This is a genomic window from Streptomyces sp. NPDC006207, assembly GCF_040613835.1.
In the GTDB taxonomy this organism is placed as follows: domain Bacteria; phylum Actinomycetota; class Actinomycetes; order Streptomycetales; family Streptomycetaceae; genus Actinacidiphila.
On the sequence record NZ_JBEXSX010000097.1, the window covers coordinates 1 to 26,892 of the forward strand.

General features: G+C 70.5%; 21 protein-coding genes, 1 tRNA gene and 3 pseudogenes. 13 read left to right on the top strand and 12 right to left on the bottom strand.

Annotated features, from left to right (window positions below; all coding sequences use genetic code 11):
• Positions 1-205 precede the first annotated feature (205 nt).
• The 5 genes from sucC (at position 206) to ABZ312_RS42150 (ending at position 4,430) form a co-directional block, all read left to right on the top strand.
• Positions 206-1,345: an ADP-forming succinate--CoA ligase subunit beta gene (gene sucC, locus ABZ312_RS42130; RefSeq protein ID WP_500439991.1), complete on the top strand. Its 1,140-nt coding sequence runs from the start codon at positions 206-208 to the stop codon at positions 1,343-1,345.
• 5 nt (positions 1,346-1,350) lie between these two features.
• A complete protein-coding gene (sucD, locus tag ABZ312_RS42135; protein WP_500439992.1) occupies positions 1,351-2,226 on the top strand; it encodes a succinate--CoA ligase subunit alpha in 876 nt (291 codons plus the stop codon).
• On the top strand, positions 2,223-2,675 hold the full coding sequence (locus ABZ312_RS42140; RefSeq protein ID WP_500332345.1) for a carbonic anhydrase: 453 nt from the start codon (positions 2,223-2,225) through the stop codon (positions 2,673-2,675). Before sucD ends, ABZ312_RS42140 begins: the two co-directional genes overlap by 4 nt.
• Positions 2,672-4,216 (top strand): aldehyde dehydrogenase family protein, encoded by a 1,545-nt coding sequence (locus tag ABZ312_RS42145; protein WP_500439993.1) that lies wholly within the window; start codon positions 2,672-2,674, stop codon positions 4,214-4,216. Before ABZ312_RS42140 ends, ABZ312_RS42145 begins: the two co-directional genes overlap by 4 nt.
• A gap of 129 nt (positions 4,217-4,345) precedes the next feature.
• Positions 4,346-4,430: transfer RNA gene (locus ABZ312_RS42150), tRNA-Leu, on the top strand.
• On the opposite strand, the gene ABZ312_RS42155 is transcribed toward ABZ312_RS42150, so the two are convergent.
• The 4 genes from ABZ312_RS42155 to ABZ312_RS42170 form a co-directional block, all read right to left on the bottom strand.
• A complete protein-coding gene (locus ABZ312_RS42155; RefSeq protein WP_500440004.1) occupies positions 4,395-4,901 on the bottom strand; it encodes a hypothetical protein in 507 nt (168 codons plus the stop codon). The two genes, ABZ312_RS42150 and ABZ312_RS42155, sit on opposite strands and share 36 nt — an antisense overlap.
• Complete coding sequence (locus ABZ312_RS42160) at positions 4,804-5,235, bottom strand: alpha/beta hydrolase (RefSeq protein ID WP_500440003.1); 432 nt, start codon at positions 5,233-5,235, stop codon at positions 4,804-4,806. The genes ABZ312_RS42155 and ABZ312_RS42160 overlap by 98 nt, the downstream gene beginning before the upstream one ends.
• Before the next feature lie 419 nt (positions 5,236-5,654).
• Positions 5,655-6,017: a hypothetical protein gene (locus tag ABZ312_RS42165; protein WP_500439994.1), complete on the bottom strand. Its 363-nt coding sequence runs from the start codon at positions 6,015-6,017 to the stop codon at positions 5,655-5,657.
• On the bottom strand, positions 6,014-6,610 hold the full coding sequence (locus ABZ312_RS42170; RefSeq protein WP_500439995.1) for a hypothetical protein: 597 nt from the start codon (positions 6,608-6,610) through the stop codon (positions 6,014-6,016). The genes ABZ312_RS42165 and ABZ312_RS42170 overlap by 4 nt, the downstream gene beginning before the upstream one ends.
• A 293-nt stretch (positions 6,611-6,903) precedes the next feature.
• Between ABZ312_RS42170 and ABZ312_RS42175 the strand changes: the two genes are divergently transcribed.
• Positions 6,904-9,708, top strand: coding sequence for an AfsR/SARP family transcriptional regulator (locus tag ABZ312_RS42175; protein WP_500439996.1), 2,805 nt, complete (start codon positions 6,904-6,906; stop codon positions 9,706-9,708).
• Between the two features lie 496 nt (positions 9,709-10,204).
• Here the strand turns inward: ABZ312_RS42175 and ABZ312_RS42180 are convergent, their stop codons facing one another.
• The 6 genes from ABZ312_RS42180 to ABZ312_RS42205 all read right to left on the bottom strand — a co-directional run bounded on the left by ABZ312_RS42180 (position 10,205) and on the right by ABZ312_RS42205 (position 19,612).
• Positions 10,205-11,068: a carbohydrate ABC transporter permease gene (locus ABZ312_RS42180; protein ID WP_500439997.1), complete on the bottom strand. Its 864-nt coding sequence runs from the start codon at positions 11,066-11,068 to the stop codon at positions 10,205-10,207.
• Positions 11,065-12,066, bottom strand: a complete 1,002-nt coding sequence (locus ABZ312_RS42185) for a carbohydrate ABC transporter permease (RefSeq protein ID WP_500332349.1) — start codon at positions 12,064-12,066, stop codon at positions 11,065-11,067. The genes ABZ312_RS42180 and ABZ312_RS42185 overlap by 4 nt, the downstream gene beginning before the upstream one ends.
• Before the next feature lie 79 nt (positions 12,067-12,145).
• Positions 12,146-13,438 (bottom strand): ABC transporter substrate-binding protein, encoded by a 1,293-nt coding sequence (locus ABZ312_RS42190; protein ID WP_500332350.1) that lies wholly within the window; start codon positions 13,436-13,438, stop codon positions 12,146-12,148.
• A gap of 139 nt (positions 13,439-13,577) precedes the next feature.
• Positions 13,578-15,611 (bottom strand): amylo-alpha-1,6-glucosidase, encoded by a 2,034-nt coding sequence (locus tag ABZ312_RS42195; RefSeq protein ID WP_500359995.1) that lies wholly within the window; start codon positions 15,609-15,611, stop codon positions 13,578-13,580.
• Positions 15,612-15,983: 372 nt separating this feature from the next.
• A complete protein-coding gene (locus tag ABZ312_RS42200) occupies positions 15,984-16,967 on the bottom strand; it encodes a LacI family DNA-binding transcriptional regulator (protein WP_500332352.1) in 984 nt (327 codons plus the stop codon).
• A gap of 302 nt (positions 16,968-17,269) precedes the next feature.
• Positions 17,270-19,612, bottom strand: a complete 2,343-nt coding sequence (locus ABZ312_RS42205) for an alpha-amylase family glycosyl hydrolase (protein WP_500439998.1) — start codon at positions 19,610-19,612, stop codon at positions 17,270-17,272.
• A 604-nt stretch (positions 19,613-20,216) separates the two neighbouring features.
• Between ABZ312_RS42205 and ABZ312_RS42210 the strand changes: the two genes are divergently transcribed.
• The 5 genes and pseudogenes from ABZ312_RS42210 to ABZ312_RS42230 all read left to right on the top strand — a co-directional run bounded on the left by ABZ312_RS42210 (position 20,217) and on the right by ABZ312_RS42230 (position 23,984).
• A complete protein-coding gene (locus ABZ312_RS42210; RefSeq protein ID WP_500439999.1) occupies positions 20,217-20,915 on the top strand; it encodes an NADPH-dependent F420 reductase in 699 nt (232 codons plus the stop codon).
• A 222-nt stretch (positions 20,916-21,137) separates the two neighbouring features.
• Positions 21,138-21,731, top strand: coding sequence for a TetR/AcrR family transcriptional regulator (locus tag ABZ312_RS42215; protein ID WP_018563296.1), 594 nt, complete (start codon positions 21,138-21,140; stop codon positions 21,729-21,731).
• Positions 21,732-22,019: 288 nt separating this feature from the next.
• On the top strand, positions 22,020-22,367 hold the full coding sequence (locus ABZ312_RS42220; RefSeq protein ID WP_500440000.1) for a hypothetical protein: 348 nt from the start codon (positions 22,020-22,022) through the stop codon (positions 22,365-22,367).
• A 275-nt stretch (positions 22,368-22,642) separates the two neighbouring features.
• Positions 22,643-22,886, top strand: a pseudogene (locus ABZ312_RS42225) (NAD(P)(+) transhydrogenase (Re/Si-specific) subunit beta); the annotation flags it as partial.
• 33 nt (positions 22,887-22,919) lie between these two features.
• The gene (locus ABZ312_RS42230; protein WP_500440001.1) at positions 22,920-23,984 is read left to right on the top strand and encodes a hypothetical protein; all 1,065 of its coding nucleotides are present in this window, start codon (positions 22,920-22,922) and stop codon (positions 23,982-23,984) included.
• A 63-nt stretch (positions 23,985-24,047) separates the two neighbouring features.
• Here the strand turns inward: ABZ312_RS42230 and ABZ312_RS42235 are convergent.
• A pseudogene (locus ABZ312_RS42235) lies at positions 24,048-25,000 on the bottom strand (aldehyde dehydrogenase family protein); the annotation flags it as partial.
• Positions 25,001-25,287: 287 nt separating this feature from the next.
• Here ABZ312_RS42235 and ABZ312_RS42240 point away from each other — a divergent pair.
• Both ABZ312_RS42240 and ABZ312_RS42245 read left to right on the top strand, forming a co-directional pair.
• Positions 25,288-25,485, top strand: a pseudogene (locus ABZ312_RS42240) (oxidoreductase dimerization domain-containing protein); the annotation flags it as partial.
• A 334-nt stretch (positions 25,486-25,819) separates the two neighbouring features.
• A complete protein-coding gene (locus ABZ312_RS42245; RefSeq protein ID WP_500440002.1) occupies positions 25,820-26,026 on the top strand; it encodes a hypothetical protein in 207 nt (68 codons plus the stop codon).
• A 30-nt stretch (positions 26,027-26,056) separates the two neighbouring features.
• Here ABZ312_RS42245 and ABZ312_RS42250 read toward each other — a convergent pair whose 3' ends face one another.
• Positions 26,057-26,659 (bottom strand): TetR/AcrR family transcriptional regulator, encoded by a 603-nt coding sequence (locus tag ABZ312_RS42250; protein ID WP_500332355.1) that lies wholly within the window; start codon positions 26,657-26,659, stop codon positions 26,057-26,059.
• Positions 26,660-26,892: the final 233 nt, after the last annotated feature.

Sequence of the window (26,892 nt, forward strand, 5' to 3'; positions counted from 1 at the left end):
CTCCAAAGCCTTCGTCACAACCAAGGTTCCTTCCGGTCGGGGGGCCGGTGAGCGGGCCGAACGCGGGATTCCACCCCGCGGTCTGTACATTGCATACAGGCGACGAATACTGTATGCAGACGTTTATCCCGCATGGACGACCCGGTGTCCAGAGGTCTGCACCGGATTATCGTCCGACCCCGAGTCAGGGCAGGTGCGTTTGACGATGGATCTGTTCGAGTACCAAGCACGGGAGCTCTTCGCGCGGCACGGCGTCCCCGTGCTCGCCGCCCACGTGGTGGACGACCCCGCCGAGGCCCGGGCCGCGGCCGAACGCCTCGGCGGGCAGGTCGTGGTGAAGGCCCAGGTGAAGACCGGCGGCCGGGGCAAGGCCGGCGGCGTGAAGCTCGCCTCCGACCCCGCGGACGCGCAGGACAAGGCCCGCGCCATCCTCGGCCTGGACATCAAGGGCCACACGGTCGGCAAGGTCATGCTGACGCCGACCGCCGACATCCAGGACGAGTACTACGTCTCCTTCCTCCTCGACCGCGCCGAACGGACGTTCCTCGCCATGGCCTCGGCCCAGGGCGGCATGGACATCGAGGAGGTCGCCGCCACCCGGCCGGAGGCCCTGGCCCGCGTCCCCGTCGACGTCGCCGAGGGCGTCACCGAGGAGAAGGCCCGGCAGATCGCCGAAGCGGCCGGGCTCCCCGAGGAGACCGTGCCCGTGCTGATCGCGCTGTGGGAGGTCTTCACTGCGGAGGACGCCCTGCTGGTCGAGGTCAACCCGCTGGTCCGCACCACGGACGGCCGTCTCCTCGCCCTGGACGGCAAGGTCTCCCTCGACGCCAACGCCCGCTTCCGCCACCCGGACCACGAGGCGTACGAGACCCCCGGCGAGGGCGACCCCCTGGAGGCCGCCGCCCGCGCCAAGGGCCTCAACTACGTCAAGCTCGACGGCACCGTCGGCGTCATCGGCAACGGCGCGGGCCTGGTGATGAGCACCCTCGACGTGGTCGCCCACCACGGCGGGGCCCCCGCCAACTTCCTCGACATCGGCGGCGGCGCCTCCGCCCAGGTGATGGCCGACGGGCTCGGCGTCATCCTCTCCGACCCCGACGTCACCTCCGTCCTCGTCAACGTCTTCGGCGGCATCACCGCCTGCGACGCCGTCGCGGACGGCATCGTCCAGGCCCTCGACCTGGTCGAGCTCACCAAGCCCCTCGTCGTCCGCCTCGACGGCAACAACGCCGAGCGCGGCCGGGCCGTCCTCGACGAGGCCGCGGCGACGCTGGGCCCCCTCGTACAGCAGCTGGACACCATGGACGGCGCGGCCGCGCGGGCCGCCGAGCCCGCAAGGAGCTGATCGCGATGGCCATCTTCCTCGACCGCAACAGCAAGGTGATCGTCCAGGGCATGACCGGCTCGGAGGGCATGAAGCACACCCGCCGCATGCTCGCCTCGGGGACGGACGTCGTCGGCGGAGTCAACCCGCGCAAGGCCGGCACGAGGGTGGAGTTCGACGGGCGCACCGTCCCCGTCTTCGGCTCGGTCAAGGAGGCGGTCGGCACGACCGGCGCCGACGTCAGCGTCGTCTTCGTGCCGCCGCCCTTCGTGCGCGCCGCCGTCGACGAGGCCGTCGACGGCGGCCTCGGGCTCGTCGTCGTCATCACCGAGGGCGTCCCCGTGCACGACACGGTCGCCTTCCGGGCCCGCGCGGTCGCCTCCGGCACCCGCGTCATCGGGCCCAACTGTCCCGGTCTCATCAGCCCCGGCCAGTCCAACGCGGGCATCATCCCGGCCGACATCACCACCTCCGGCCGCATCGGCCTGGTGTCGAAGTCCGGCACGCTCACCTACCAACTGATGTACGAGCTGCGCGACCTCGGGTTCTCCACCGCCGTCGGCATCGGCGGCGACCCCGTCATCGGCACCACCCACATCGACTGCCTGCGCGCCTTCCAGGACGACCCCGACACCGACCTGATCGTCATGATCGGCGAGATCGGCGGCGACGCCGAGGAACGCGCCGCCTCCTACGTCTCCCGCCTGGTCACCAAGCCGGTCGTCGGCTACGTCGCGGGCTTCACGGCGCCCGAGGGCAAGACCATGGGCCACGCCGGCGCCATCGTCTCCGGCTCCTCCGGCACCGCGCAGGCCAAGAAGGAGGCGCTGGAGGCCGCCGGCATCAAGGTCGGCGGCACCCCCTCGGAGACCGCACGGCTCGTGCGCGGGCTGCTGCGGTGACCGCCCCCACCGGGGCCGCGGGCGTGGAGCAGCTGCTCACCCGCAGGTACGACGTGGGCGCGGCACTCGTACCGCTCGACCTCACAAGGACGCGGGCCCGCACCGGAGTAGCCGTCGTCGCGTGCATGGACGCCCGGCTCGGCGTCGAGGCGATGTTCGGGCTGCGGCCGGGCGACGCCGACGTCATCCGCAACGCGGGCGGGTGCGTCACCCCCGACACCCTCCGCTCGCTCCGGCTGAGCCAACTGCAGGGCGGCACCCGCGAGATCGTGCTGGTGCACCACGAGGACTGTGCGGTGCTGGGCGACCCCGAGCAGGACCTGCGCGCGTGCATGGCCCGCCTCCGCGCCGCCACGGAGCTGCCCCGCACCGAGGTGGTGCGGGGATTCCTCTACACCCGTGGTGGTGCGCTGCGGGAGATCCGCCGTGATCGGGCGGAGCAGCCATGACCCTCACCCTCAAACCCGGAACGGCCTGGACCGACGCCTGGCAGCGGTGCCTGCGGGCCGCCCCCGAGGCGTTCCACGAGGACCGCGTGCTCAACCTGTGGGCCGGGGCCTGGCGGACCGACGGCCGGATCCTGCCGGCCACCAGCCCCGTCGACGGCACCCCCGTCGCCGGGGTGCCCCGGCTCGACGCGGACACCGCCCGGCAGGCCGTCCGCGCCGCCCTCGACCAGCACCGCGCCTGGCGGGTGATCCCGGTTCCCGAGCGCAGGGCGCGGGTCTCGGCCGCCCTGGACGCCCTGGCCGAGCACCGCGTGCTGCTCGCGCTCCTCCTGGTCTGGGAGATCGGCAAGCCCTGGCGGCTCGCCCTGGCCGACGTCGACCGGGCCGTCGACGGGGTCCGCTGGTACGTCGGAGAGATCGACGACATGGTCGAGTGGCGCCGCCCGCTGCCCGGCCCGGTCGCCAACCTCGCCGGCTGGAACTACCCCATGAGCATCCTGGTCCACGCGATGCTCGTGCAGGCGCTGGCCGGCAACGCCGCCATCGCCAGGACCCCCGCCGACGGGGGCCTCGCCTGCCTGACCCTGGCCTGCGCGCTCATCGCCCGCGAGGACGTACCGGTGACCCTGGTCGGCGGCGGCGACGAGCTCTGCGGGGCGCTGGTACGGGCCCCGGAGATCGGCTGCGTCTGTTCCGTCGGCGGCCGGGACGCGGGCGGCCGGGTCGCCTCCGGCCTCACCGACCCCAGCAGACGCCATGTCATCGAGCAGGAGGGCCTGAACACCTGGGGCGTGTGGGACTACAGCGACTGGGAGACCCTGACCGGTCACCTCAGCGGGACCTTCGACTACGCCAAGCAGCGCCGCACCGCTTACCCCCGCTTCGTCGTGCGGCGCGAACTCCTGGCCGACTTCCTGTCCGCCTACCTGCCCGTCGTGCGCTCCGTGCGCCTCGGCCACCCGCTCGCCGTGGACGACCCCGGGGACGACCTCCCCGAGCTCGACTTCGGGCCGCTGATCAACGCGGCCAAGGCCAAGGAACTGGACGACCTCGTCTCCGAGGCCATCGACCGCGGCGCCACCCCGCTCCACCGCGGCAGCCTCGCCGACGCCCGCCTGCTGCCCGGCCAGGACACCTCCGCCTACCTGGCGCCGGTCACCCTCCTCGACCCTCCCACCACCTCCCCGCTGCACCATGCGGAGCCCTTCGGCCCGGTCGACACGATCGTCCCGGTCGACACCGAGGCGGAGCTGCTGGCCGCCATGAACGCCGGCGACGGCGCCCTCGTCGCCACCCTCTCCACCGACGACGAGGACACCTTCGCCCGCCTCGCCCCGGACATCCGCGCCTTCAAGATCGGCCACAACAGGCCCCGGTCCCGGGGCGACCGCGCCGAGCCCTTCGGCGGCCTCGGCGCCTCCTGGCGCGGCGCCTTCGTCGGCGGCGACCTGCTGGTCCGCGCCGTCACGCGCGGCCCCGCGGGCGAACGCCCCCCGGGGAACTTCCCGGGCTACCACCTGATGCCGCCCGAGGCTGTATAGCGGCACTCCGGTGCCGGGGCCCACACGGCCCCGGCACCCTGTGCACCCTGCGGATACGCAGGTGAAACCCACCCCGAATCCTTGGTATCGTTGTGCCTGTCGCCGCGGGGCCAGCCCTGCGGATCACCTGTCCGGGTGGCGGAATGGCAGACGCGCTAGCTTGAGGTGCTAGTGCCCTTTATCGGGCGTGGGGGTTCAAGTCCCCCCTCGGACACTTTTCACCAACGAAATGCTGGCTGGGAGCGATTCCGGCCAGCATTTTGTGCTGTTGCAGCTGGTAGGTCATCCGCAGCCCCAGCGCCCGCCACAGCCGGTTCATCTGCCTCCCTGGGGCGCTACGGAGCGCATCTGCGGCGTCTCCCGCCGCGTCCACGAACTCGGCAATTTTCTCGCGCGAGAGCACGCGGGGCTTGCGGGTGCGGAGCTGGGCCGCCGGGGTGGCTCGGCGGGCTTCGGTCTCGGTGATCCATTGGGCGACGGTCTTGGAGTCGGCGGCTCCGGAATCGATCAGGGCCCGGTAGCGGGTGAGTTTCCCGTCGCAGTCGCAGTCGCAGTCGCAGTCGCAGTCGCGGACGTTGGCCGCGGCGTCACGGGCGGGTCCCGGCAGGTCCCAGGCGGGCCCAGCGTCGTACCGCCCTATGCCGACGATCAGTGCGTGCACCCGGTCGGGGCGGAGGTGGTTCACGGCAGGTGATCCACGATGTGGTGGTAGACGGCGGGATTGGTCCAGTAGGCGCTGTGCGCGGCGGGGAACGGCTGGCGGCTGTCGACGGACACGTCGGTGACGCGACCGGGGAAGAGGCCGCTCCCAGGTAGGCCGGCAGGTCGCGGGGGTCGTACAGATTGAGCCAGTCCGGAACGTGGGGCGGCAGCGGCTGCGGGTGGGCGAGCGAGGGCAGGGAGCCGGACTCGTATAGGAACGGCCCCTGGGAACCAGGCGTCACCAGGAGGCGAACCTGGGGCAGCGGCGCGCCAGCGAGGGCGATGACGCCGCCGAGGCTGTGGCCGATGAGGACCACGGGCGCGGGCAACTCGCTTATCAGCGAGCGTAATTTGGCTCGTAGGGGCTCGCCACGGCTGAGGTAGCGCAGGATGTCGCCGGCTGCGGGGTGGGCGGCCTCGGTGAGGGCACGACGGCGACGCAGGGCCGTCCGCGCCGCGGCACCCGTCGCGACGGCCGGGATGCCGTCGGCTCCGAGGCCGGGGGACGGCGGTGGAGGCGGACGTCTTCGACGTGCCCGAAGACGTCGTCACCTGCACGTTGCGCAACGTGAACGCGAGCACTACACCGGCCACGCCGATCACCGCCACCACCCCGAGCCCGAGACTCACGTACCAGTTGTTGTGCTGTGTGCCGCCGTCGCCGATCTGCGTACCGTTGGCGTTGCGGGCGTCGACGCGGGGGCTGCCGCTGTGCGTGGTCATGGGTACCGCCTGGTCAGTTGAACGTGTTGTGCTGTGTGCCGCCGATCTGCACACCCTTGGCGCCGCAGGCGTCCACGGTGATGCCGCCGGTCCGGCTCTGCCCCCCGAGCAGGGCGCGCGCCGCAGCGAGGATTCTCTGGTCGTCCTCCACCCCGGAGTCCGTCAGCGCTTCGATCAGCCGGATTCGCCACGCCTCGGGGTCCGGCCCGGGCGCGTCGAGCACTCGTACGTCCTCCCCACCGGAGCGGGCCAGCCGGCTCCGTACCGCCTCTCGCAGCCCGGCGTAGAGGTCGTGAACGGCCCCGCGCGCCGTGTCCGAGAGCCCTGCCGACGCCCCTGCTGTCAGGGCCGCGACCACCATCTCCGCCTCGGTCATCCCAGCTTCTCGCTGCCGCGGCGCCCGGGGCCCGGGAGAATGGTGTGCGGGGTCTCGCGGATCAACGGGTACGAGTCGCCTGCGAGCCGGAGCCGGTCCTCGCCGTCGACGCGGCAGCCGAGGCGTTCCGGAAGGCTGCGCAGATAGGCGACGGCGGGGCTGGTGAACCGGACCGTGCCGTTGCCGAGGTGTGTGATGCCTTCGGGTTCGTCGAGCGAGGCGAGCCGGGCCGCATGGTCCCGGTGGACCTCGGCGGTGTACATGGCGGCGGAGCCGGCTTCTTGTTCCAGGGCGAACATGACATCCCCGTAGCGGGCGTGGTCGAGAACGGCGCGTACCGCCTCATGGACGCTCAACAATGCGGTACCTACCTGGTCGTTGGAGAAGCAGCGGCCGGGGCGAACCCGGGCGTAGGCGGTCCAGGTTGCCGCGCCGGACGCGCCGGAAGGGATGACGTGGCCAACCGGGAAACCGCCGGGAAGCCCGTCGTCCACACATACGTACACAACCTCCACGGCTTCGTTCCGCTCATGGTGGAGGAAGAGCCTCCGCTGTTTCAGTAACCTCGTGAGAGTTCCGTCGATGACGGCCAAATTCGTGCTCCTTCCTTGGGGGCAGCGGCCGTTCCCCTCCGCCAACGGCCGCTGCCCGGCACGGCGTGCCCTGCGGTGCTGACCCGCAGTTGAACTCCTGCCTCTCAGCGGGCACTTGCACAACATGGCGGTACGCGATGCAATGCGGATGAAATTCTGATGATGTGCGGAGTGGGCGGAGGCCCCTGGTGGGCGCGAGATCTGGTCGGAGGCTTCGGCTCGCCGTGCTCGGGCCGGTGCGGGCCTGGCATGGCTGTACGCAGCTGCCCCTGGGGCCTGTCCGGAGGCAGGCCGTGCTGGCCGCGCTGGCGCTGCGTCCGGGCTTCCTGGTGAGCCACGAGCAGTTGCTGGACGGGGTCTGGGGGGCCTCGCCGCCGAAGTCCGGTCGCAAAGTACTGCCCAGTTATGTGTATGAGTTACGACAGGTCCTCGACACGGAGGGCACCGGGCCGGCGGCCTCGGTGATCCGCGGGGAACCGGGTGGATACCGCTTCGTCGTCGACGAGCTCAAGCTCGATGTGGCGGACTTGACAGATCACGTCGACGGCGCTCAACGGGCCAAGGTGTCCGGCGATCCGGCCACCGCGGTGGACCGGTTGTCGGCCGCGCTCGCTCTGTTCGACGGCGAGCCGCTGGCCGGGCTGCCGGGCCCGTACGCCGACGCCGAGCGGCAGCGGCTGCTGCTGCGCCTGCGCACGGTTCAGTTGGATCGGCTCGAATGCCTGGTTCTGCTGGGACGGTTCACCGACGCCTTGGACGACATCGCCGGCCTGGCCGCGTCACACCCGTGCGACGAGTCTCTGTCGGCGTTGCACATGCGCGCCCTTTACGGCAGCGAACGTCAGGCGGACGCACTGAACGTCTATCAGGACATGTGCGAGCGTCTGCGCGACGAGCTCGGGGTTGATCCTGGTGACGAACTCCGCCGCGTACATGAGGCGGTGCTTCGCCAGGACGATGAACGCCTCCTCGGTCCGGGCGTGACGCGCTCCGCCGCTCTTCGCGCCGAGCCCCGGCTCCGCCGCACGCTCAATGAGCTGCCGGGCGACGCCGGGCGACTGATCGGGCGGGATGCCGAGTTGGCGCAGCTGGTGGCGCCATCCCCGCCCGGATCCGTATCGATCGTGACGGTGGACGGTACGGCCGGGGTCGGCAAGACCGCCCTCGTCGTACGTGCGGCCCGTGAGCTCAGCGCCCAGTACCCGGACGGCTGCCTCTTCGTGGACCTGCGCGCGCACAGCACGCAGCGGCGGCAAGCACCGGAGCAAGCACTGCAGCGTCTGCTGCGCTCCCTCGGCGCAGCCAAGGGCGAGTTGCCGAGCGATGTCGAAGAACTCATCGCCGCCTGGCGCGCGGCAACCAGCCCGCTACGACTGCTCCTCGTCCTGGACGACGCCCTGGACGCCGACCAGATAAGACCGCTGCTGCCCGCAGGAGGGGGCAGCAGGGTGCTGGTGGCCGGCCGACGGCGGCTGGTCGAGCTGGACGCGGACCGACGGGTCACCCTGGAGCCCTTGGAGAGCGGGGATGGCGTTTCCCTGCTCACGCACATCATCGGAGAGGAACGCGCGAGCAGGGAGCCGGAGGCGACGCATCAGCTGGTCAGGCTGTGCGACGGGCTGCCGCTGGCACTGCGCATCGCCGGGTCGCGGCTGCAGAACCGCAGCACCTGGACGGTGGAGCACCTGGTGGGCCGTATGGCGGGCGACGAGCACCGGCTCGGCGAACTGAGCGTCGGGGACCGCAGCGTGGAGGCGGCCTTCCGGCTGTCGTACGACCAGCTCACACCTGAGCAGCAGCGCGGATTCCGTGCCCTGGGCCTGGCACCGACGGCCGAGTTCGACGTGCTGACCTCGGCGACCATGCTCGACCGGCCGTCCCAAGGCACCGAGCAGATCCTGGAAAGCCTGGTCGACACGAGTCTTCTGCAGCAGCCGCGTCCGGGCCGCTACCGACTGCACGACCTGGTTCGCACGCACGCACGACGCCTTGCGGAAACCACGCCTGCCGAAGCCGCCGCCGCACGCACAGCTGCACTCCGCCTCTACCTGGACGCGGCCAGGATCACCAGCGACTGGGGCCCCGCCGGTTTCCCCACCGGACCCCAACCCACCGAAGCGCCCTTCAGGGACTGGCAGGACGCGGAGGGCTGGCTGGACGCGGCCGGTGGAGAGCTCGTCGACGTCGTCGGGTACGCCGCGGCCCTTGGTGAAGCCGACTACGCCTGCTGGATTGCCGAGGCACTGTGTGACTACTTCGTACGGCAGGGTCGCTACCAAGAGTCCCAGACAGCTCTGGAGATCGCGCTCGTGCACGTTGACGGGGCCACCGACCAGCGGATGGCCGCCGCACTGCGGAATTGCCTGGGCTACACCTGCGTATACCAACGCCGCTACAGGCAAGCCCGTGCCGGCTTCGTCGAGGCACTTGACCTCGTCCGGCGCCGCCCGGAACCGTGCGAAGAGGTCCGGGCTCTCACCGGGCTGGGGTCCGTCGACCTGAGTGTGGGCGACGGCGACCGGTCGATCCCCGATCTCACCAGGGCGGTGGATTTGTCCCGGCGGCTGCAGAACGACTGGGTCACCTCGATGGCACTCGTCATCCTCGGCCTCATCCACCAATACGGGCGACGGAACGAGGAGGCACTGGCCTGCTTTGCCGCTGCCCAAACCCACGCCGAGACGGACGGCAGACCTCGCATGCTCGGCAGAGTCTCGAGCTGCGCCGCCGACATCCACCTCCGCCTCGGCCACTACGCTGAGGCCAAGAGCCTGCTCCGCCGGGCGGTCGACCTGGTTGAGCAGGGCGGGGACATCTTCCTCACCGCGCGCAGCCTGACCCGGCTGGGCACGGCAGAGCAAGGCAAGGGAAACCCGAACGCAGCCGTGGCCCTCCATCATCAGGCCCTTTCCCAACTCCGGTTGCTGTCTCCGCTCACCGAACCGGGGTACGACTGGCTGGAGATGGACATCCGCTCCCGCTTGGGCCACGCCTACTTGGCGACAGGCCGCATCCATGAGGCGAGCGAGCAGATCCAGGCCGTGCTCGACGTGCACGACGCCAGGGCGCCCCGCCCCGACCGTGCAACCGGCGACTGAGCTCGGCAACCCACTGGGCGACGGTCGCCGAGCAGGCGGCTCCGGAGTCGATCAGGGCCCGGTAGCGGGAGAGTCCGCCGTCGCCGGCGGCCGTCGCAGGCGCGGACGACGGCCGCCGCAGCGGTAGTGGCGTCGGCTGCATCAGTGCGCACCGTTCGTGCGTCGTGCATCCGAATCGAGGGTGGCTGCCTTCCGAGGGGGCGGGGCTCGCCGGTCAGGGTGGCTCCACCAGTGAGGCGCCGGGTCATCAGGTCGGTCATGGCAAGGTGGACGACGGCCTCGGATCGGCAGGGGAGGCCTCGCCGTCAGGGCCGGCCGGCGGTGGAACATCGTCCGGCCCGGCGTGCGCTCAACCGTCCACCGCCGGGCAGCGGATCACCTGGTGGCGGCTGGTCCTCGGAGGGTTTCCAGGTCGATGCCCAGGCCGGCCGCGTGTCCGAACGAGATCGCTGGACGTCGGCGCACGGTCTGGTGTCCACCACCCGGGAACAGCCCCCTACTTCACGCCGCCGGCGGTGAGTCCGGCGATGATGCGCCGCTGGAAGACGAGTACGGCGATGACGAGGGGCACTGTGACCAGGACACCGGCCGCCATCTGCGTGCCGTACGGCTGGTCGAAGCGATAGGCGCCGGTGAAGCGCGAGATGGCGACGGTCGCCGTCTGCATCGACTTCTGGTTGACCATGGACAGAGCGATGATGAATTCGTTCCAGGCCGCGATGAAGGTGATGATCGCCGTGGTGAAGATGCCCGGAGCGGCGATGGGAATGATGACCTTCCGGAATGCCTGCCCCCGAGTACAGCCGTCCACCATGGCGGCTTGCTCCAGTTCCGCCGGCAGTTGGCGGAAGAACGCGGTGAGCGTCCACACGGCCAACGGAAGGGCGAAGGACATGCTGGGGACGACCATGGCCTGGTAGGTGTTGATCCATCCGATGTCCGAGAAGAGCCTCAGCAACGGGATGATGAGCGAGATCCCGGGAAACATGGACGTGGCGATGATGACCGCCGCGACAGCGCCCTTGAAGCGGAATTCCAGGCGGGCCAGCGCATAGGCCGCGACGGTGCCGACCAGCAGCGTGAGCGCGGTGGTCACGCCGGCCACGACGAGGCTGTTGAGCAGCGAGCGCTGGAAGCCGACGTCCGGCCTGAACACCGCGGCGAAGTTGGCGCCGGACCACGGATGGGGCAGCAGCGAGAGCTGGAACTGGTCGGTCGGGCGCCGGAAGCTCGACACGACCATCCAGTAGAACGGCGCGAGACAGTAGAAGACGATGGCGGCGATGCCCAGGGGCCGCAGCAGGGCCGTCGGGCGGAACCGCCGGGCCGGAGCCGGTACGGAGTGGTCGGCGGCGGTCATGCGGTGGTGGCCTTTCGTGCCGGGGCGGGCGTCCGGGTCGTGCGGGCGGTGCGCCGGCGGGCTCTGGCCTCTCCGATGAGGTCCGTGCCGAGCAGCTTCACGAAGGCGAACGCCACGATGACGACGTAGGCGAACAGGAGGGTCGCGTAGGCGGCCGCGGGGCCGTAGCGCACATTGCTGGCCTCGTAGTACGCGAGCATCGCCAGCGTCTCCACCTCGTGCTTCCGGCCGCCGATCAGGACGAAGGGCAGGTCGAACATGCGCAGCGCGTCCAGGATGCGGAACAGGACGGCGATCAGCAGGGTGGGTTTGACCAGGGGCAGTGTGATGCTGCGGAACTGGCGCCAGGGACCGGCGCCGTCGACCCGGGCCGCCTCGTACAGCTCACGGGGTATCAACTGCAGGCCCGCGAGAACCAGGAGGCCGATGAACGGCGCGGTCTTCCACGTGTCGGCGACGATCACCGCCAGCTTCGCCTGCCACCCGTCTGCGGTCCACAGGATCTGCCGGCCGAGCAGGGCGTTGGCCACGCCGTTGACGTCGAAGACCCACCGCCACAGCAGCGCGGAGACGGCCGTAGGGATGGCCCATGGCACCAGAATGGCCGCGCGCACGACGGCGCGCCCGCGCAGGGCGTGGTTCATGACCATGGCCATCGCGATGCCGATGAGCACCTCGATCGACACGGTGGTGACGGTGAAGAACGTGGTGTTCCAGAAGGCATTCCAGAACATCGAGGCGTTGGTCCCTGAGAACGCGTCCGTGTAGTTGCGCAGGCCCGCGAATCGCTCCCCCTCCACCACGAAGCCGTCGGCGTCGAGGCCCTGGCCCTCTTGGAAGAGGGAAGCCCTTATGGCGGCCACCAGGGGATAGGCGATGACCAGGCCGAGGACGAGGAGGGTGGGCGAGAGCAGGGCGGCCGCGAGGCGGCCGTCACCCCGGCTCTTGCGGAGCCTTGGGACAGGACGCGCGGTGGCTGTCCGGATGGTGGTGGTCACGAGGTGTCCTTCTTCGGGGGAACGCCGATCGCCCCGGCCGGGCACGGAGCGCGGAGGGCGCCGCCCGGCCGGGGACGACTCACTCTGCGGTGATCTTCTCCAACTGCTGCTGCAGGTCGGTGAGCGCGGTGTCGGGGCTCGCCTTTCCGGAGACCACCGGATAAATGGCGTTCTGGATGGCCGCGGTGACATCGCCGTAGCGCACGGCCTTCGGCCGGGGCCGGGCACTCTCGATCGACTTGCCGAGCGTCGCGAGGTAGGGGAACTTCTTCTGAAGGTCGGCCTGGCTGTACAGGTTCGCCCGGGTCGGCGCGACCGCTGCCTTCAGCAGGTTGGAGCGCTGGGCTTCCTCACTGGTCAGGAACTTGATGAAGTCCCGCGCGGACGCCTTGTGCGGGGCGAATGTGGACACGGCCAGGTTCAGGCCTCCCAGGGTGGAGGAGCCGGGGCCGTTCATTCCCGGCAGCGGAGCGACGTCGAACTTGCCCGCCACCTTCGAGGAGCCGTCGGTCTCGTTGGCGAGGTTCCATACATACGGCCACTGGCGCAGGAAGATGAGCTTGCCCGCCTGGAAGGCCTCGCGGCCGTTCTCCTCCTGGTAGGTCAGCGCCTCCTTCGGGATGGTGCCGTCCTTGAAGCTGTCCACGAGCCACTTCAGGCCGGCCTTCGCCTCGGGTGTGTCGACGGTCGGCTTGCCGTTGTCGTCGAACAGTTCCCCGCCGGCGGACTGGACGGCTTCGGAGAAGTTGACGGTCAGGCCCTCGTACTTGTCGAACTGGCCCGCGTAGCAGCTCATCTTGGAGGCCTCGGGCAGCTTCAGGACCTTCTTGCAGACGGCCGCCATCTCGGTCCAGGTGGTCGGCGCCTCGGCCTTGACCTTCTTCAGCAGGTCGGTGCGGTAGAAGAGCATCCCGCCGTTGGACTGGTACGGGGCCGCGTACACCTTGCCCCGGTATTTCGCGGTGTCGACGGCGGACGGCAGCAGGCCGTCCAGCGGGAAGTCCCCGGCCGGAAGTTGGTCGATCCAGCGGTTGGCGGCGAATTCGGCGGTCCAGGTCACGTCGAGGCCGAGCACCGAGTACGCGTCCGACTTCACCTGGGCGTTCTGCACCATCTGCTGACGCTGCGCGTCCGCGGAGGTGGGCAGTTCGGTGATGGTGGCCTTTTCCCTGGGGTGCGCGGAGTTCCACTCGTCGAGCAGGTTCTGCAGATTGCCGGAGGTGTCCTTGCCGGTGGCCAGGGTTATGGGACCGCGATCACCGGAGCCCTGGTCTCCCGCGTTCTTGTCCGTCCCGTTGCTGCTGCACGCACTGGCGGCGAGTGCGGCGGCCGCGGCAACAGCGGCCGCCTGCAGAATTCTTCGACTGGTCATTCCCTTGCTCCTCGTTGAGCAGCGCCGGTCGGCGCGGATTCGAATGGTGCGGCAGCGAAAAAAATCACATCGGATCGTGAGCGTGCACACTGCGCCGACGTTCTGCTGTCAGGCGCTTGCCCGTCAGCCCTCGGCGGTTTCAGGACCTGATACGCCCGCTGTGTCCGGGTCGAGTGTCTGTCCGGTGGGTCGGCACCGGGAGCGCCGGAGCGTTCCCCGCCTGCGGAGGCGGGGTGCCCGGAGAGGGCGCCGCGGCCCGGCTCTCCAGGTACCCGATGACCGCCACCGCCCCGGCGGCCGCCCAGGCCTGGGGACGGCAGGCCGAGGGATAGGCGGGCAGGGGCCCGCTGTCGGCCGCCGAGACCCCTGCGTACAGCTCCGGCAGTCGGTATCCGAAGCGTTCCGCGGCCTCGACCACTCCGTTCGCCAGTGAGCGGGCCACCTCGTGGTGGCCCTCGGCGGCCAACCCGAGCACGGCGATGGCTGTGTCGTGCGGCCAGACGCTGCCGCAGTGGTAGCTCATCGGGTTGAAGGCAGCGCTGGTGGAGGAGAGGGTCCGCAGTCCGAATCCGCAGTCCATGTCCGGCGCGGACAGTCTGCGGGCGACCAAAGCCGCCTCGTCGGGTGAAAGCAGCCCGGTGCCGAGCAGATGGGCCATGTTGGAGGAGGCGCCGTCCACCGGCCGCTTGGCCCCGTCCAACGCGATCGCTGGATAGGGCCCGACGTCGTCGCAGACCCAGTACGCCTCGCGGAAACGCTCACGCAGCCGGGCCGCCCAGTCCCGCAACGGCTCTGCTCCGCCGGCACCGAAGCTCTCCAGCAGGTCCGCGCCCTGCACGGCGGCGGCATGCGCGTACCCCTGGACCTCGCACAGTGCCAGCGGTGCCTCCGCGAGCCGTCCGTCGGACCAGCGCACCCCGTCGTGGGAGTCCTTCCAGCCCTGGTTCGCCAGGCTTCCCGGGACGGTGGCCCGGTACTCGAGGAACCCGTCCCCGTCGGCGTCACCCGCTTCGGTGATCCACCGCAGGGCCTTCCGCAGGTGCGGCAGCAGCTCGGCGACCTCGGCCTCGGGCAGGCCCGCCCGCCAGGCGTCGTGCAGCAGGCGCACCCACAGCGCCGTGGCGTCGACCGTGCCGTAGTACAGCGGGGGCAGTGTGAGGCTGCCCAGCCGCAGCGGCTCCGGGCGCGCCTCGTGCAGGATCTTCCCGGGCTGCTCCTCCGCCTCGGGCAGGTCCCGCCGGCCCTGCCTGCGGGCGAGGGTGCGCAGCGTGCCCCCGGAAACCGCGGTGCCCAGGGGCAGCAGCATCCGGGCGGACCAGAGCGAATCGCGTCCGAAGAGGGTGAAGTACCAAGGACTCCCGGCGGCGAGGAAGCGGTCCCGCGGATCGAGAGGGTCGCACAGCAGCATGGCCTGCAGGTCCTCGAGACTGCTCTGCAGCAGGCGCGCCCGGCGGTGGTCGACCGGCGCTTGCGCGGGCGCGGCCCATGGCGGAGGCAGCGAGTCGAGTGGCGCGCCGAATGCGGCTCGCGGCGCGCCGCCGGAAGCAGTGGCCGGGTCGGTGTCGGGCGATGCGCACACGCGAAGGGAGAGCGACCAGGAGCCTCTGGGCGGCAGTTCGGCCTCGAAGCTCAGGACGGCCGTTCCACCCTCCTCCCGGCATTCGGCCGGCGCCGGGGCCGCGGTCAGGACGACCCCCGTGCCGTCGCGGTCCCAGCGAACCTCGCCGCCGGCGGTGACCGGGGGGACAGGGCGGATGCGCTCGCCCGACCGGACCTCGTGCACGGGAGCCAGGTCCGACTCGGCGCGCACCCGCACCCGCACCCGCAGGGGGGCGTCGCCGAAGGTGCGCAGCCTCAGGTGCTCCTCAAGGGCGCTGTGCGTCAGCACCCGGCGGCGCTCCAGCATCAGGTCCGTGTCGGCCGCAGCTCCGCGGACCGGCTGCACGGCGGCGGTGAACCGGGCCTCGGACGACCGGGTCAGTGACCGGCCCACCGGCCGGACCTCGGCATCGACGATCTCGACCTCCAGCCGGGAGAGCATCCGGCGGTCGTTGTCGTAGTAGCCGTCCGCGCCGCCCGTCCGCAGTTGGCCGTCCGACCCGCACAGCGCGGCGGCGGGGGCACGCAGCACGGTCACGAGGTCGTGCAGCGCAGGTGGGTGAGGGGTCGTCACCCTGCCTCCTTCGGTCAAGCGGGTCACCGGTGGGGCCGCGCAGCGCAACCGCCGCCGAATTCATGGGCTGGTGCCGTCACCCGGTGCGTCGACCGTGAATGCGGAAGACAGCAGCGGTGGACACGCGGCCGATCGGCGGTCGCTGACGTACAGAGTCCTGGCGCCGAGCTCGAACCGTCGTCGGCGACCCGGAAGTTGAACGATCAAAACTGCGACGCGCAGGACTATGCCATGTGGCGGACCACCTGACTAGGGGGAGTTTCCTCAACGTTTCCGTGGTGTTCCGTGTGGAGGAACTCAGGTGCTCCCGCCGACGGTCAACTCCCGTCCCGCAGAACCTACGCGGAAGCAGCGGGCGGATTGCCGCGAGCGTCAGGAGCTCTCACGGACGATCAACTCCGGTTCGAACAGCACGTACTCGGATGCGGCGGGTGGGCTCCCTGCCAGGAGGGCGGTCAGCAGCCTGATCACCGCACGTCCGACCTCGGTCAAAGGCTGCCGCAGCGTGGTCAGCGAGGGCTGGACCAGCGCGGCGGCAGGGGAGTCGTCGAAGCCGACCACTGCCACGTCCCGTCCGATGGCCAGCCCCTGGTCCCGGACTGCCGTGTAACACCCCAGCGCCAGGGTGTCACTGGCCGCCACAACCGCCGTGGGGCGGGGCCAGGCGCGCAGCAGTTCAGCGGCAGCGGCGGCGCCGTCGTCGATCGTGTCGGGCGAGCGGGCGGAGTTGTGGGCGACCAGTTCGTGCCGGTCCATGGCCAGGCGCCATCCGAGCAGGCGGTCCTGTCCCGGCCCGCTGCCTTCCTCCATCCCGAGGAACGCGATCTCCCGGTGACCTCTGGCGACGAGGTGGTCCACAGCCGCGCCGATGCCGGCTGCGCCGTCCACATCAACCCACAACTGCCCGGGCGGGGCATGGGACGCCCGGCCGAAGCCCACGAAAGGCGCGTTCCGTGAGGCGAGCCATTCCGGTCGGGGATCGCCGGGGTCCAGCCGGGACAGTATGAAGGCGTCGACGCTGGACGTGCGCAGCATCTCGTCGTACGTCGCCAGCTCGTCCTGGAAATCCTGCGCGGCGCAGATCACCACGCGGTAGCCGTTCTCCTGGGCCGCCGCCGCGAGCGCGTGCAGGAATCGGTCGAGGATCACATTCGATGTGCCACCCCGCCCTACCTCGACGCAGTAGCCGATCTGCCGCGACGCCTGGGTCCTGAGCGACCTCGCCGCCCGGTTGGGCTCATAGCCGATCTCCTTGATCACCCGGAGCACGCGGTCCAGCGTCTCCGGGCGCAAGCGATCCGGTGTGTTCAGGGCGTTGGAGACCGTCTGGCGGGATACCCCCGCGATACGTGCCACATCGTTGACGGTGGGAGCCGGCGAGACGGAGCGCTTGCGCATAGGAGTACCAGTCTACCGGCGAGGACGGAGACAGCCATCGCCTGTTCACCGACCGCGACGGCCACCGAACGAACCGGTGCGGGCCGCATTCTGGACCCTGTGGCCCCGCTCCCTGGACTGGGGGCGCGGCGGGCAGCTTACCGGGCCGTCGGTCACCTGGTGCCGGTACACGGCGGGGCGCGGCAGGCGCGCAGCCCGGTCGAGACTGCCGTCAGTCCCGTCCGGGCCGGGGCGTACCCGCCACGCGTTCGGGGACCGGGCTACTTCGCGATCAGCAGGAGGGTGGCCCGGCCGTGCAGGCGGTAGACAGTGCTGGCGCCGCCGACGAGGGCTTCGGAGCCGGGGGAGGCCACCTGATCGGGTCCTTCGGCCCAGGTCGAGGTGTCGGTGACGCGGTACCACTGCTTGCCCGCGCCGGGTGAGGGGAGGGTGAAGTCGACGTCACCGGACCAGCCGTTGTAGCCGACGTAGACGGCGCTGCTGGGGTCGCCGAGTTCGGTGCCATCGAGGCGCAAGGCCAAGGCGTGGTTGTTCGGGCTGGACCAGTAGGCGCCGTCGGGCGCGCTGCCGGCGGGGGTGATCCAGTTCAGCTGGCCCAGGCCGTTGCCGTTGTTGTCGGCGGCGCTGTAGAAGGCGGCCGGACGCAGGGCCGGGTGCGCCTTGCGGAAGGTGATGAGCCGCTGGGCGTAGGTGCGGAAGGTGCTCTGGTCCGCGGTCGGGCTGTGGCCGAGCCAGTTGGCGGAGGAGTACAGGTTGTACGGATTGTTGTTGCAGCGGATCGAGCGCAGGGTCTCGTCGCCGCCGGTCATCATGGGCGTGCCGGCGGACAGCATCAGCAAGGCGAAGCCGTTGCGGGCGGCCTCGCGCTGGTCGGCGGCGTTACCACCCTGGTCCCAGGACAGGTTGCGGTCCGAGCCGCCGTCGGAGGGGCCGTATGGCCAGGGCTGCGTGTTGTTCTTGGTGTTGCACGTGTACAGGTCGGCGAGGGTGAAGCCGTCGTGGGCGACCATGAAGTTGACCGAGTTGAAGGGTGCGCGGCCGTCGTCCTGGTACAGGTCGGAGGATCCGGCGAGGCGGGTGGCGAGCTGGCCGGGAGTGACGTCCTCGATGCCCATGGCGTTCTGGTCGCGGCGCAGGGTGTCGCGGAAGGTGTCGTTCCACTCGGACCAGCCGGCCGGGAAGTTGCCCACCTGATAGCTGCCGTCGCCGAGCGCCCAGGGCTCGGCGATCCAGTCGGTGCCGGTTCCGCCGGCCGCGGGGCGGGCGCGCATCGCCGCGGTGATCCGGTTGAGGGCGGTGCCGGGGTCGGTCTTGCTGTAGCGGAAGCAGCCGGTCCGGCAGGTGTTGCCGAGGACGGGCGCGAGGTCGAAGCGGAAGCCGTCGACGCCGAGTGTGTCATTCCAGTAGGCGAGAGAGTCGAGGATGAGCTGCTGGGCCACGGGGCTGTAGGTGTTGTAATTGCCGCCGACTCCAGTGTTGTCCACCGGGCCCTGCAGGTCCGCGGTCAGCTCGTAGTACTCAGGATTGTCCAGGCCGCGGAAGGACAGGACGCTGTAGGTGTTCTTGTCCCCGGGGTTCCAGGGGCCGCCCTCGCCGGTGTGGTTGTAGACGACATCGGTGAAGACCTTGATCCCGGCGTCGTGATAGGCCTTCACCATGTCCTGGAACTCACGGGTCGGGCCGCCCGGACTCCGGTCGGAGGCATACCGGCGGTCCGGCGCGAAGTAGTCCAGGGTCGAGTAGCCCCAGTAGTTGTCGCCCGTCGTGCTCGTCGGGTCGGCGTCGTCGGCGTCGTTCTGGGTCTCCTGGACGGGGAGGAACTCCACCGCGGTGACGCCGAGTCCGGCCAGTTCCGCCGCCTTGCGGGCGGCACCCTTGTACGTGCCGCGTTCGGCGGCCGGGACGGACGGGTCGTTCGCGGTCATGCCGCGCACGTGGACCTCGTAGACGATGTCGTCCTTCAGCGCCCGGGTCGGCTCGCTGCCGGTGGCAGCGGTGGGTTCCGGCAGCACGATGCCCTTGGGGGCGGCCGGTCCGCTGTCCAGGGTGCGGTACGACGGGCCGGAGGCGTAGACCGTGTCGCTGGTCTGCGAGGGGGTGCGCGGGTCGTGGCTGAGTTCGCGGGCGTACGGGTCGATGAGGAGCTTGTTGGGGTTGAAGCGATTGCCGGCGGCGTCGACGTCACCGACGAACCCGGCCGAGGACCCCTTGGTCCAGGAGGCGTTGTACGGCCAGTTCGGTCCCCAGGCGCGGTAGCCGTAGTAGACGGTCCCCGTGATTCCGTACTGGCTCTGCAACGTCGCGACGGGGACCGTCACGGACCAGACGCGGGTGGCGGGGTCCACCGTCAGCGGCAGACCGGCTTGCTCCTGTGCCCCCGAAGGGCTCTTGTAGAGGTAGACCTCGATCCGTGTCGCCCGTGCCGAGTAGACGCGGAAGCCGATCGCCGACCCGGTCGCGTCGTAATGGGCTCCAAGGCCCTGGAGGGCGGCCGCCGCAGCCGGGGCAGGGTGCGCGGGCCCTGCCAGGGCGGCGGTGAGGACCACAGCCAGAGCGGTCAGCCCCGCTCGTACTCTGTGGCGCGCGTGGGAAAACAGACGCACAGCGGCTCCTTCACGTCGGTACAGGAAGAGCCGCACGCGTCAGCAGCCGTTTCGTTCCCGCCACCCCTGCAGGAACCTGGAGAAAGCTAACCGTGGTGCGTGCCGACGTAAAGGCTGCGCGCACAGGAAAGACGGAGAGTTCTGCTGTGCGGCGCTGGTTCGGCGTGTTGTCGGTGAGCTCGGGTGAGACGGGCACGGCCCTGTCCCCTGCGGCGGCCGGGGTGAAGGCGCGGCGGTAGAAGCCTCGGGACGAGTCCGGCACGCTGCCGTCGGTCAGGTACCGCCTCGGTGGCTCGGGTGCGGCGGCTTGCCCGCCGGTGGGGCGAGTACGGCGGCCACGCGGGTTCGGCCCGGTCCGGGCAGGCGGTGCACCCCGGCGAGGTGGCCGGCGTAGGTCCAGTGTCATGCGGGTGTAGCCCTGTTCGGCGAGCAGGTGACTGCCGCGGCGAGGTTCGCGGCCTCCTTCCCCGGGCAGCGGGGCCGTCCCGCAGGGTTGCGGCAGCCTCCGTCTCCGTCTGTTTACAATACCGAACCACTCGGTTTAGAATTGCCCTGTCAGGCGGACTCCGTCGCGACGTCCATCCCTCGGAAAGGGTCCACCTCCATGCGTTACACGGTTCTCGGCACCGGCGTCGTCGGGCGGACGATGGCCGCCAAGCTTGCCTCTCTCGGCCACGAGGTCGTCGTCGGCACGCGCGACCCTGAGGCCACACTCGCCCGCGTCGAGCCCGACGCCTATGGCAACCCGCCGTTCTCCCAGTGGCGCGCGGCCTACTCGCAGGTGGGCCTGGAGGCCTTCGCCGACGCGGCCGCCTGGGGAGATGTGATGGTCAACACCACCTCCGGTGCCGCGACCCTGCAGGCGCTCGAAGCCGCGGGTGCCGCGAACCTGGCGGGCAAGGTGCTCATCGACATCGCCAACCCGCTGGACTTCTCCCAGGGCATGCCGCCGTCCCTGAACCCGGTGAACACCGACAGTCTCGGTGAACAGGTCCAGCGGGCCTTCCCCGAGGTGAAGGTCGTCAAGACGCTGAACACCATGAACTGCCAGGTCATGGTTGAGCCGTCCCGTGTCGTGGGCGAGCACAGCGTCTTCGTCTCCGGCGACGACACCGACGCCAAGAAGGCCGTCACCGAATTGCTCGTCTCCTTCGGCTGGGCCGAGGCGAGCGTCATCGACCTCGGTGACATCACCACCGCCCGCGGCACCGAGATGCTCCTGCCGATCTGGCTGCGGCTGTGGGGCGCGCTGGGCCATGCCGACTTCAACTTCCACATTGCCGGAGCCCGCACCGGCGCCTGACTCGGACCGGCCGGGCCGGGAATGCCTTCGAGCCGTCCTCGGCCCCGAGGCCGCGGCACTGCCTGTCTCGACCGCACCGAAGAGCCGACCGGGCGCCCGGCGCGCACCTACCGCCAGTGGGTCCGGAGCAACACTGACATGTTCTGATCAGCGCCCTGTCTCAGGGCAGCACGGGTATCCGTACCGAACCACTCGGTGCGGATACCCGCCTATCCTGTCGGGATGGGTGACACTCAGACCAAGAGCGCCGGGCGGCCGCGGTCGGCCGAGAAGGACGCGGCCATTCTCCAAGCGGCGCTGGAGTTGCTGGCCTCGCACGGCTACACACGGATGAGTCTGAGCCAGGTCGCCGCTGCCGCGCAGGTCAGCAAGTCCACCATCCACCTGCGCTGGAAGACCAAGGCGGACCTCCTGACCGCGGCGCTGGCGGCCCTGCGGATGGCCGACGCCCCGCCGCCGAGCGGTGACACGCGGGCCGACTTGACAGCGATCCTCAAGGACTTCGCCGCGACCGTGGACCGCGTCCGCGGCATGGCACTGATCGGCACCTGTCTCGCCGAAGAGGCCCATACCCCCGAACTCCTCGCCCTCCTGCGCGAGCGCACCGTAATGCCCCGGCGCGCCCTGCTGCGCCAGGTCCTCGAGCAGGCGTGCGACCGCGGCGAGATCCGCCCCGGCGCCGATCTGGAAGCGGCCGTCTCCGGACTCCTCGGCCCCTTCTATGCCGACTACATGGCCGGCCGTGGCGGCCGTATGGGTTGGGCCGAAGACGCCGTGGACCTCGTCCTGACCGGCCTGCGCCCGATGGGTCACTGAACAACCGGGGCGCGACGAAGCCTGCCGCCTGACGTGTTTTGAGACCCCTGTTCATCAGGGGTCTTCTGCTTTTCGGGTCAAGGGCCGCCGGCCAGGGCCCCGCACCGGGGCCGAGCCTGTCGATGACCGACCGGAGCCGGTCGCGGTCGAGCTCACCCAATGGGGCATCGCGGCTATGCGACGTCCGTGGCCGACGCTGCTCCCAGGCCGGGGAGACGCAGGTCGCGGGAGCATTGCGACGCACCATGCAGGTACATATTGGCGGGGAGTGATCTCGTGTCCGGCGGGATGTTCTTGTTCTTTCAAGTATTATGCCCGGCCAGGGTCCCTCCATGTGCGACCGATGGTCGGCGAGGACGCGCGGGCATCTCGCGTGTCATCCGTGACCTCTTCCTCACGGACTTCGGCGACCGGATCAGCACCTTCGAGCAGTTCAACGGGACGCCGATGCTCGGCACCCGGATGTTCACGATGAAGCGCTCGGAACTGTCGCCCTCCGGGCCGCTCACCCAGCTCGCCCGGAAGGTCTGTGGTCTTCCGGAGCCCGAAGTCCCCGAGGTGACGGCCTACACCGAGCAGGCCGAGTACGCCCGGCGCCTCGACGGCGCGCGGCTGGAGGGCTCACGGGTCCGCTGAACCGCCGCACCCGGTACCGACTGGGTGACCCCGGTGCGGGTGGGCACCGACGACACACATGGTTCGGCCGGCGAACGGGACGAGCCGGAACTTCCGCGGGAGCACTGAGGATCACGGAGGCGCGACATCCTATGGGTGACTCTGATTCCGACCGGCCGAGCGGGCCGAACGCGTCCGGCCGGCACCATCGCGCGATCATCCGGCGGAAACTGGCGGCGCCGGAGCCGGCGAAGGACGTCGTCGTCCGCGAGAGGCTCAATCGAGGTCTGCGGGACACCGCCGTCGTCCTCGTCATCGGCGCCAACGACACCGTCAACCCCGCAGCCGCCGAGGACCCGGGCTCGCCCATCGCGGGCATGCCCGTCCTGCAGGTCTGGAACGCCGAGAACGTCATCGTCTTCAAACGTTCCATGGCCTCCGGTTACACCGGAGTCCAGAACCCCCTCTTCTACCGCGACAACTCCGCCATGCTCTTCGGCGACGAAGGACCGCGTCGAGGACATCCTCCGCGTCCTGTGACCCGCTGTCGGTGGGGTCGGCTACCTTCGGGTCATGTCGATCACCGCACAACTGCGCGACTCGGTGGAGCTGCCGGGTGGGGGCGCACTCGTCAACGGCTTCGCGTTCGAGAGCCGCGGGGGCGGTGCGTGCCGCGCCCTGCTCGGCAACGGGCGCGAGCTGGAGGTCCACGACCTGAACGAGGTGTTCGCGGGTGAGCGCGTGCCGACCGCCGTCTTCCCCCTTCCCTGGCCGGGGTGGGACCGCGGCGTCCACTCGGTGAGTCCCGACGGCACGTTCGCGGTGTTCTCGGGCCAGCGCGCGGTACGGGCGGTGGGCAGGGGCGGCGGGACGCTGTGGGAGTACCGGCACGCCTGCTGGGGGCCCGCGGTCGGCCACCCGCACACGGGGGACGAGCAGGAGGTGTGCCCCGGTCACGAGCACGGATCCTGCCGGGTCTCGGACGACGGCCGGCTCGTCTGGGCGCATGTCGTGGCCGAGCCGGCGGAAGGCGACTGGGAGGAGCGCTGGGTCGTCCTGGACGCCCGGGACGGCCGGGAGCTGGCCCGGCTGCCGCTGGGCAGTGCGGCATCCGGTTCGCATCATCTGTCCCACCCGGACGGTGTCCACATGGGCCTGTGCATCGGCATGGGCCAGGACGGCATCCTGCTGCACTGGGCGCGCCGGGACGGCGGCGAGCTGACCGGCTGGGACCTCAACGAGGGCATGGACCGCATCCTGACGGACGTCCATGCGGGGCACCCGGGCTTCCTGACCGTCGAGCACAGCGGGTGGGACCTGCAACTGCACGCCCTGGACGGCACCGTGCTCGCCGAGGTCTCGCCCGATCCGGCCGGCGACGAGGACCCGCCCCGCTGGGACTACGGCTGCGGCTTCGTGGACGCCGACACGGTCATCGCCTCGACGATCGACTCCGCCGAAGAGCCCGAACAGGCCCGCCACTGGCTGCTCGACGCCCACAGCCTGGAGATACGTGGGGCGGTCGGCTATCCCACGGGCCCTGTCGACAGCTATGTGCGCCCGCTCGGCGACGGAACCTGGCTCACCTACGACGACAAGAGCGGGACGCTGAACCGTTGGGCGGAAAAGGCACTTTGAGCACGACCACGGCGCCCGCCGACCAGCGGGCGCCCTGGCCGCACTCTGCGGGAGCGGCTCCCGTCAGCCCTTCCAGACCGTCTTGAGGTTGCAGAACTCCCGGATGCCTTCCGCGGCGAGCTCGCGGCCGATGCCCGAGTCTTTCACGCCGCCGAACGGCAGTTCGGGGTAGGAGACGCTCATGCCGTTGACGAAGACGGCGCCCGCCTCGAGCCGGGGGATCAGGAACCGCTCCTCGTCGGGGTCGGTGGTCCACACCGACGAGCTGAGGCCGAAGGCCGTGTCGTTGGCGAGCGCCGCGGCCTGTGCGATGTCGTCGACCCGGTGGACCACGGCCAAGGGACCGAAGGCCTCCTCCCGGTACACCCGCATCGCGGGGGTGCCCTCCTCGAGCACCGTCGGCTCGAAGAACCACCCCTCGGTACCGACCGCGGACCCGCCGCACCGCAGGACCGCGCCCTGCGAGACGGCGTCGTCCACCAGTTCGGCGAGCTCGCGCCGACCGGACTCCGTGGCGATCGGCCCGATGTCGGTGTCCTCGTCGAGGGGGTCGCCGACGGTCAGCGCCTTCGTACCCGAGACGAAGGCCTCGACGAACTCCTCGTACACCTCGGTGTGGACGATGAACCGCTTGGCCGCGATGCACGACTGGCCGTTGTTCATCGTGCGCGCGGTCACGGCGGCCCGGTCCGCCGCGCGGACGTCGGCGGAGGGCAGCACGATGAACGGTCAGACCCGCCCAGCTCCAGCACGGCCTTCTTCACTTCCGAGCCCGCGACCGCCGCGACCGCCGCGATCGACCGCCCGGTCGGCTCGGATCCGGTGAGCGTCACGGCGGCGACGCGCCGGTCGCGGACAACGGCTTCGACGTCGGCTGCTCCGATGAGGAGCGCCTGGAACGACCCGACGGGGAAGCCCGCCCGTTCGAAGAGCATGTCGAGGTACAACGCGGACTGCGGGACGTTCGAGGCGTGCTTGAGCAGGCCCACGTTGCCGGCCGTCAGCGTCGGCGCGGCGACCTGGAACTCGCCGCGGACGGACTCATCCACGGTCCCGCGCACTCCAGCATCGGTCAGGAGGGCGGGGCGGTCGGCGCGTGCTTCGCCCTGACGTCGCAGGACACCGTGAACGGCTCGCACCGCGGCCATCACCAGTTCCTCGCCAAGGCGCTCGCCCATCTGCATCGGAAGGGCATCGAGCCGACGAAGCCGTTCCCCGAGGACGTGCCGGCCGTGCTCCTGCGCAGCCTGCGCGAGATCTGCGGACTGGACCGCGGCTTCAGCCACGGCCGGGGCGGCCTGAGAAGGACGGCCCGGTGGTGGGGGTCCACATGGTCGGTGCGAGGGTGGGCGAGCTCATCGCGGAGGCACAGCTCGCGGTCGCCTGGGAAGCCCATCCGGGCGACGTCGCCCCGCTCGTCCACGCTCACCCGACCCAGAACGAGGCCCTGGGGGAGGCGTTCCTCGCTCTCGCGGGCAAGCCGTTGCACAGGCACGGATGAGGTCCGGACGCCGGCTGCCCCATGCCTCACCGACGTCTCGGGACGGCGGCAATGGCAGCCGCGGGGCCGGCAACTGGCTGCGCAGCGGGCGCCGCGACCGGCTCTTCCCGTCCCTGCCGTTGCACCTCGTGGAGGCGTACCTCGTCGGTCATGGCGCCGGCGGGCTGGCCGGGGGACTGGTGCGCTTTCGGATACCCGGCGCGGACGAGCGGGCGGCTCGCGGCGCCTGTCGTGGGGCCGGACGGACCTGGGGCGCCAACTCGCGGGTTCCGGTGGGGAGCTGCGGCTGGTCCGTCCCCATGACGACACCGGCACCTGCCAGGCCCTCATCGTGATGCTCACGCTCAACGGCGTCACCGACGTCGCCGCCCTGGTCCGGCTGGACATCGCGGGGAGGGGCCCGGGCCACGCCGTGACGGTCGGCGTGGACGTGCGGTTCCTGGCGGGACTGTGGGACCTGGCCGTCCCGGAGCACACCCGGTGCCGGTTGCACCTGGAGGCCCAGGTCCGTGAGATGCCCGGCCGGTCGATGCGGCGTTGAGCGCCCCGGCCCGCCGTGCGCGGCGCGGTGTCAGGACGCTGCCGCATCGGGCCAGAGCGCGCGGAGCGCGTCGGGAACCCCCTCGACGGCCTCGGAGTCACCCATGGCCAAGTGGAGGATGTAGCCGGGCAGCGTGCACATGAGCGTGGCGCCGATCGCCTCGGGAGATGCCTCACGTGTCAGGGTGCCGCCCTGCTGGTGTTCTCGGACGACCTCGGTGAGGGCGGAGCGCATCTGGGCCAGCAGGTCGTTGAACTGCTCGGCCAGCGAAGGGTTCCGCAGGGATTCGGACCAGGCAAGCACGGACAGCCCGGCGATGTTCTGCTCGGCGGTCTTGGCCTTCACGATGTCGAAGACATCGGCCATCAGGTCCCCGACGGAGCTGCTGGGCCGCTGCTCGGCGACGCCGTGGACCATCGTCAGGACGTCACGCATGCTCTCCTCGACGATGGCCGTGATCATCTCGTTCTTGCTGGCGAAGTGCCGGTACACCGCGCCCGCCGAGAGGCCCGACTCCGCGAAGAGGTCCTGCATGGACGTGGAATGGAACCCGTCCCGCAGGAAGCAGCGGCGCGCCGCGTCCAGGATCTGCCGGCGGCGGGCCTCCATGTACTCCTGCGTGACCTTCGGCATGGATTCATCCTTCAATTAAAAAACGAATCTTCGTGTTAACTTAACACGGTGACCGTGGGTCATTCATAGGGAGCGCGGGGGAAATCTTTGCCCTCCTTCTCTGGACATCCACCGCGCGGGCCGCAACCATGGTTACTCCATACGGTATGCAATCTGCAGTATGGGATCCCGACGCACCACTCCCGACCCGTCGTTGGACTTGTGAGGTGGCCGTTGTGACCAAGGCACTCGAA

What these genes read in the sequence shown, in the direction of transcription:
- sucC (WP_500439991.1), top strand. Translation starts at nt 206, where the DNA reads ATGGATCTGTTCGAGTACCAAGCACGGGAGCTCTTCGCGCGGCACGGC.
- sucD (WP_500439992.1), top strand. Translation starts at nt 1,351, where the DNA reads ATGGCCATCTTCCTCGACCGCAACAGCAAGGTGATCGTCCAGGGCATG.
- ABZ312_RS42145 (WP_500439993.1), top strand. Translation starts at nt 2,672, where the DNA reads ATGACCCTCACCCTCAAACCCGGAACGGCCTGGACCGACGCCTGGCAG.
- ABZ312_RS42165 (WP_500439994.1), bottom strand. Translation starts at nt 6,017, where the DNA reads ATGACCGAGGCGGAGATGGTGGTCGCGGCCCTGACAGCAGGGGCGTCG.
- ABZ312_RS42180 (WP_500439997.1), bottom strand. Translation starts at nt 11,068, where the DNA reads ATGACCGCCGCCGACCACTCCGTACCGGCTCCGGCCCGGCGGTTCCGC.
- ABZ312_RS42190 (WP_500332350.1), bottom strand. Translation starts at nt 13,438, where the DNA reads ATGACCAGTCGAAGAATTCTGCAGGCGGCCGCTGTTGCCGCGGCCGCC.
- ABZ312_RS42210 (WP_500439999.1), top strand. Translation starts at nt 20,217, where the DNA reads ATGCGTTACACGGTTCTCGGCACCGGCGTCGTCGGGCGGACGATGGCC.
- ABZ312_RS42215 (WP_018563296.1), top strand. Translation starts at nt 21,138, where the DNA reads ATGGGTGACACTCAGACCAAGAGCGCCGGGCGGCCGCGGTCGGCCGAG.
- ABZ312_RS42220 (WP_500440000.1), top strand. Translation starts at nt 22,020, where the DNA reads ATGTTCTTGTTCTTTCAAGTATTATGCCCGGCCAGGGTCCCTCCATGT.
- ABZ312_RS42230 (WP_500440001.1), top strand. Translation starts at nt 22,920, where the DNA reads ATGTCGATCACCGCACAACTGCGCGACTCGGTGGAGCTGCCGGGTGGG.
- ABZ312_RS42245 (WP_500440002.1), top strand. Translation starts at nt 25,820, where the DNA reads ATGCTCACGCTCAACGGCGTCACCGACGTCGCCGCCCTGGTCCGGCTG.
- ABZ312_RS42250 (WP_500332355.1), bottom strand. Translation starts at nt 26,659, where the DNA reads ATGCCGAAGGTCACGCAGGAGTACATGGAGGCCCGCCGCCGGCAGATC.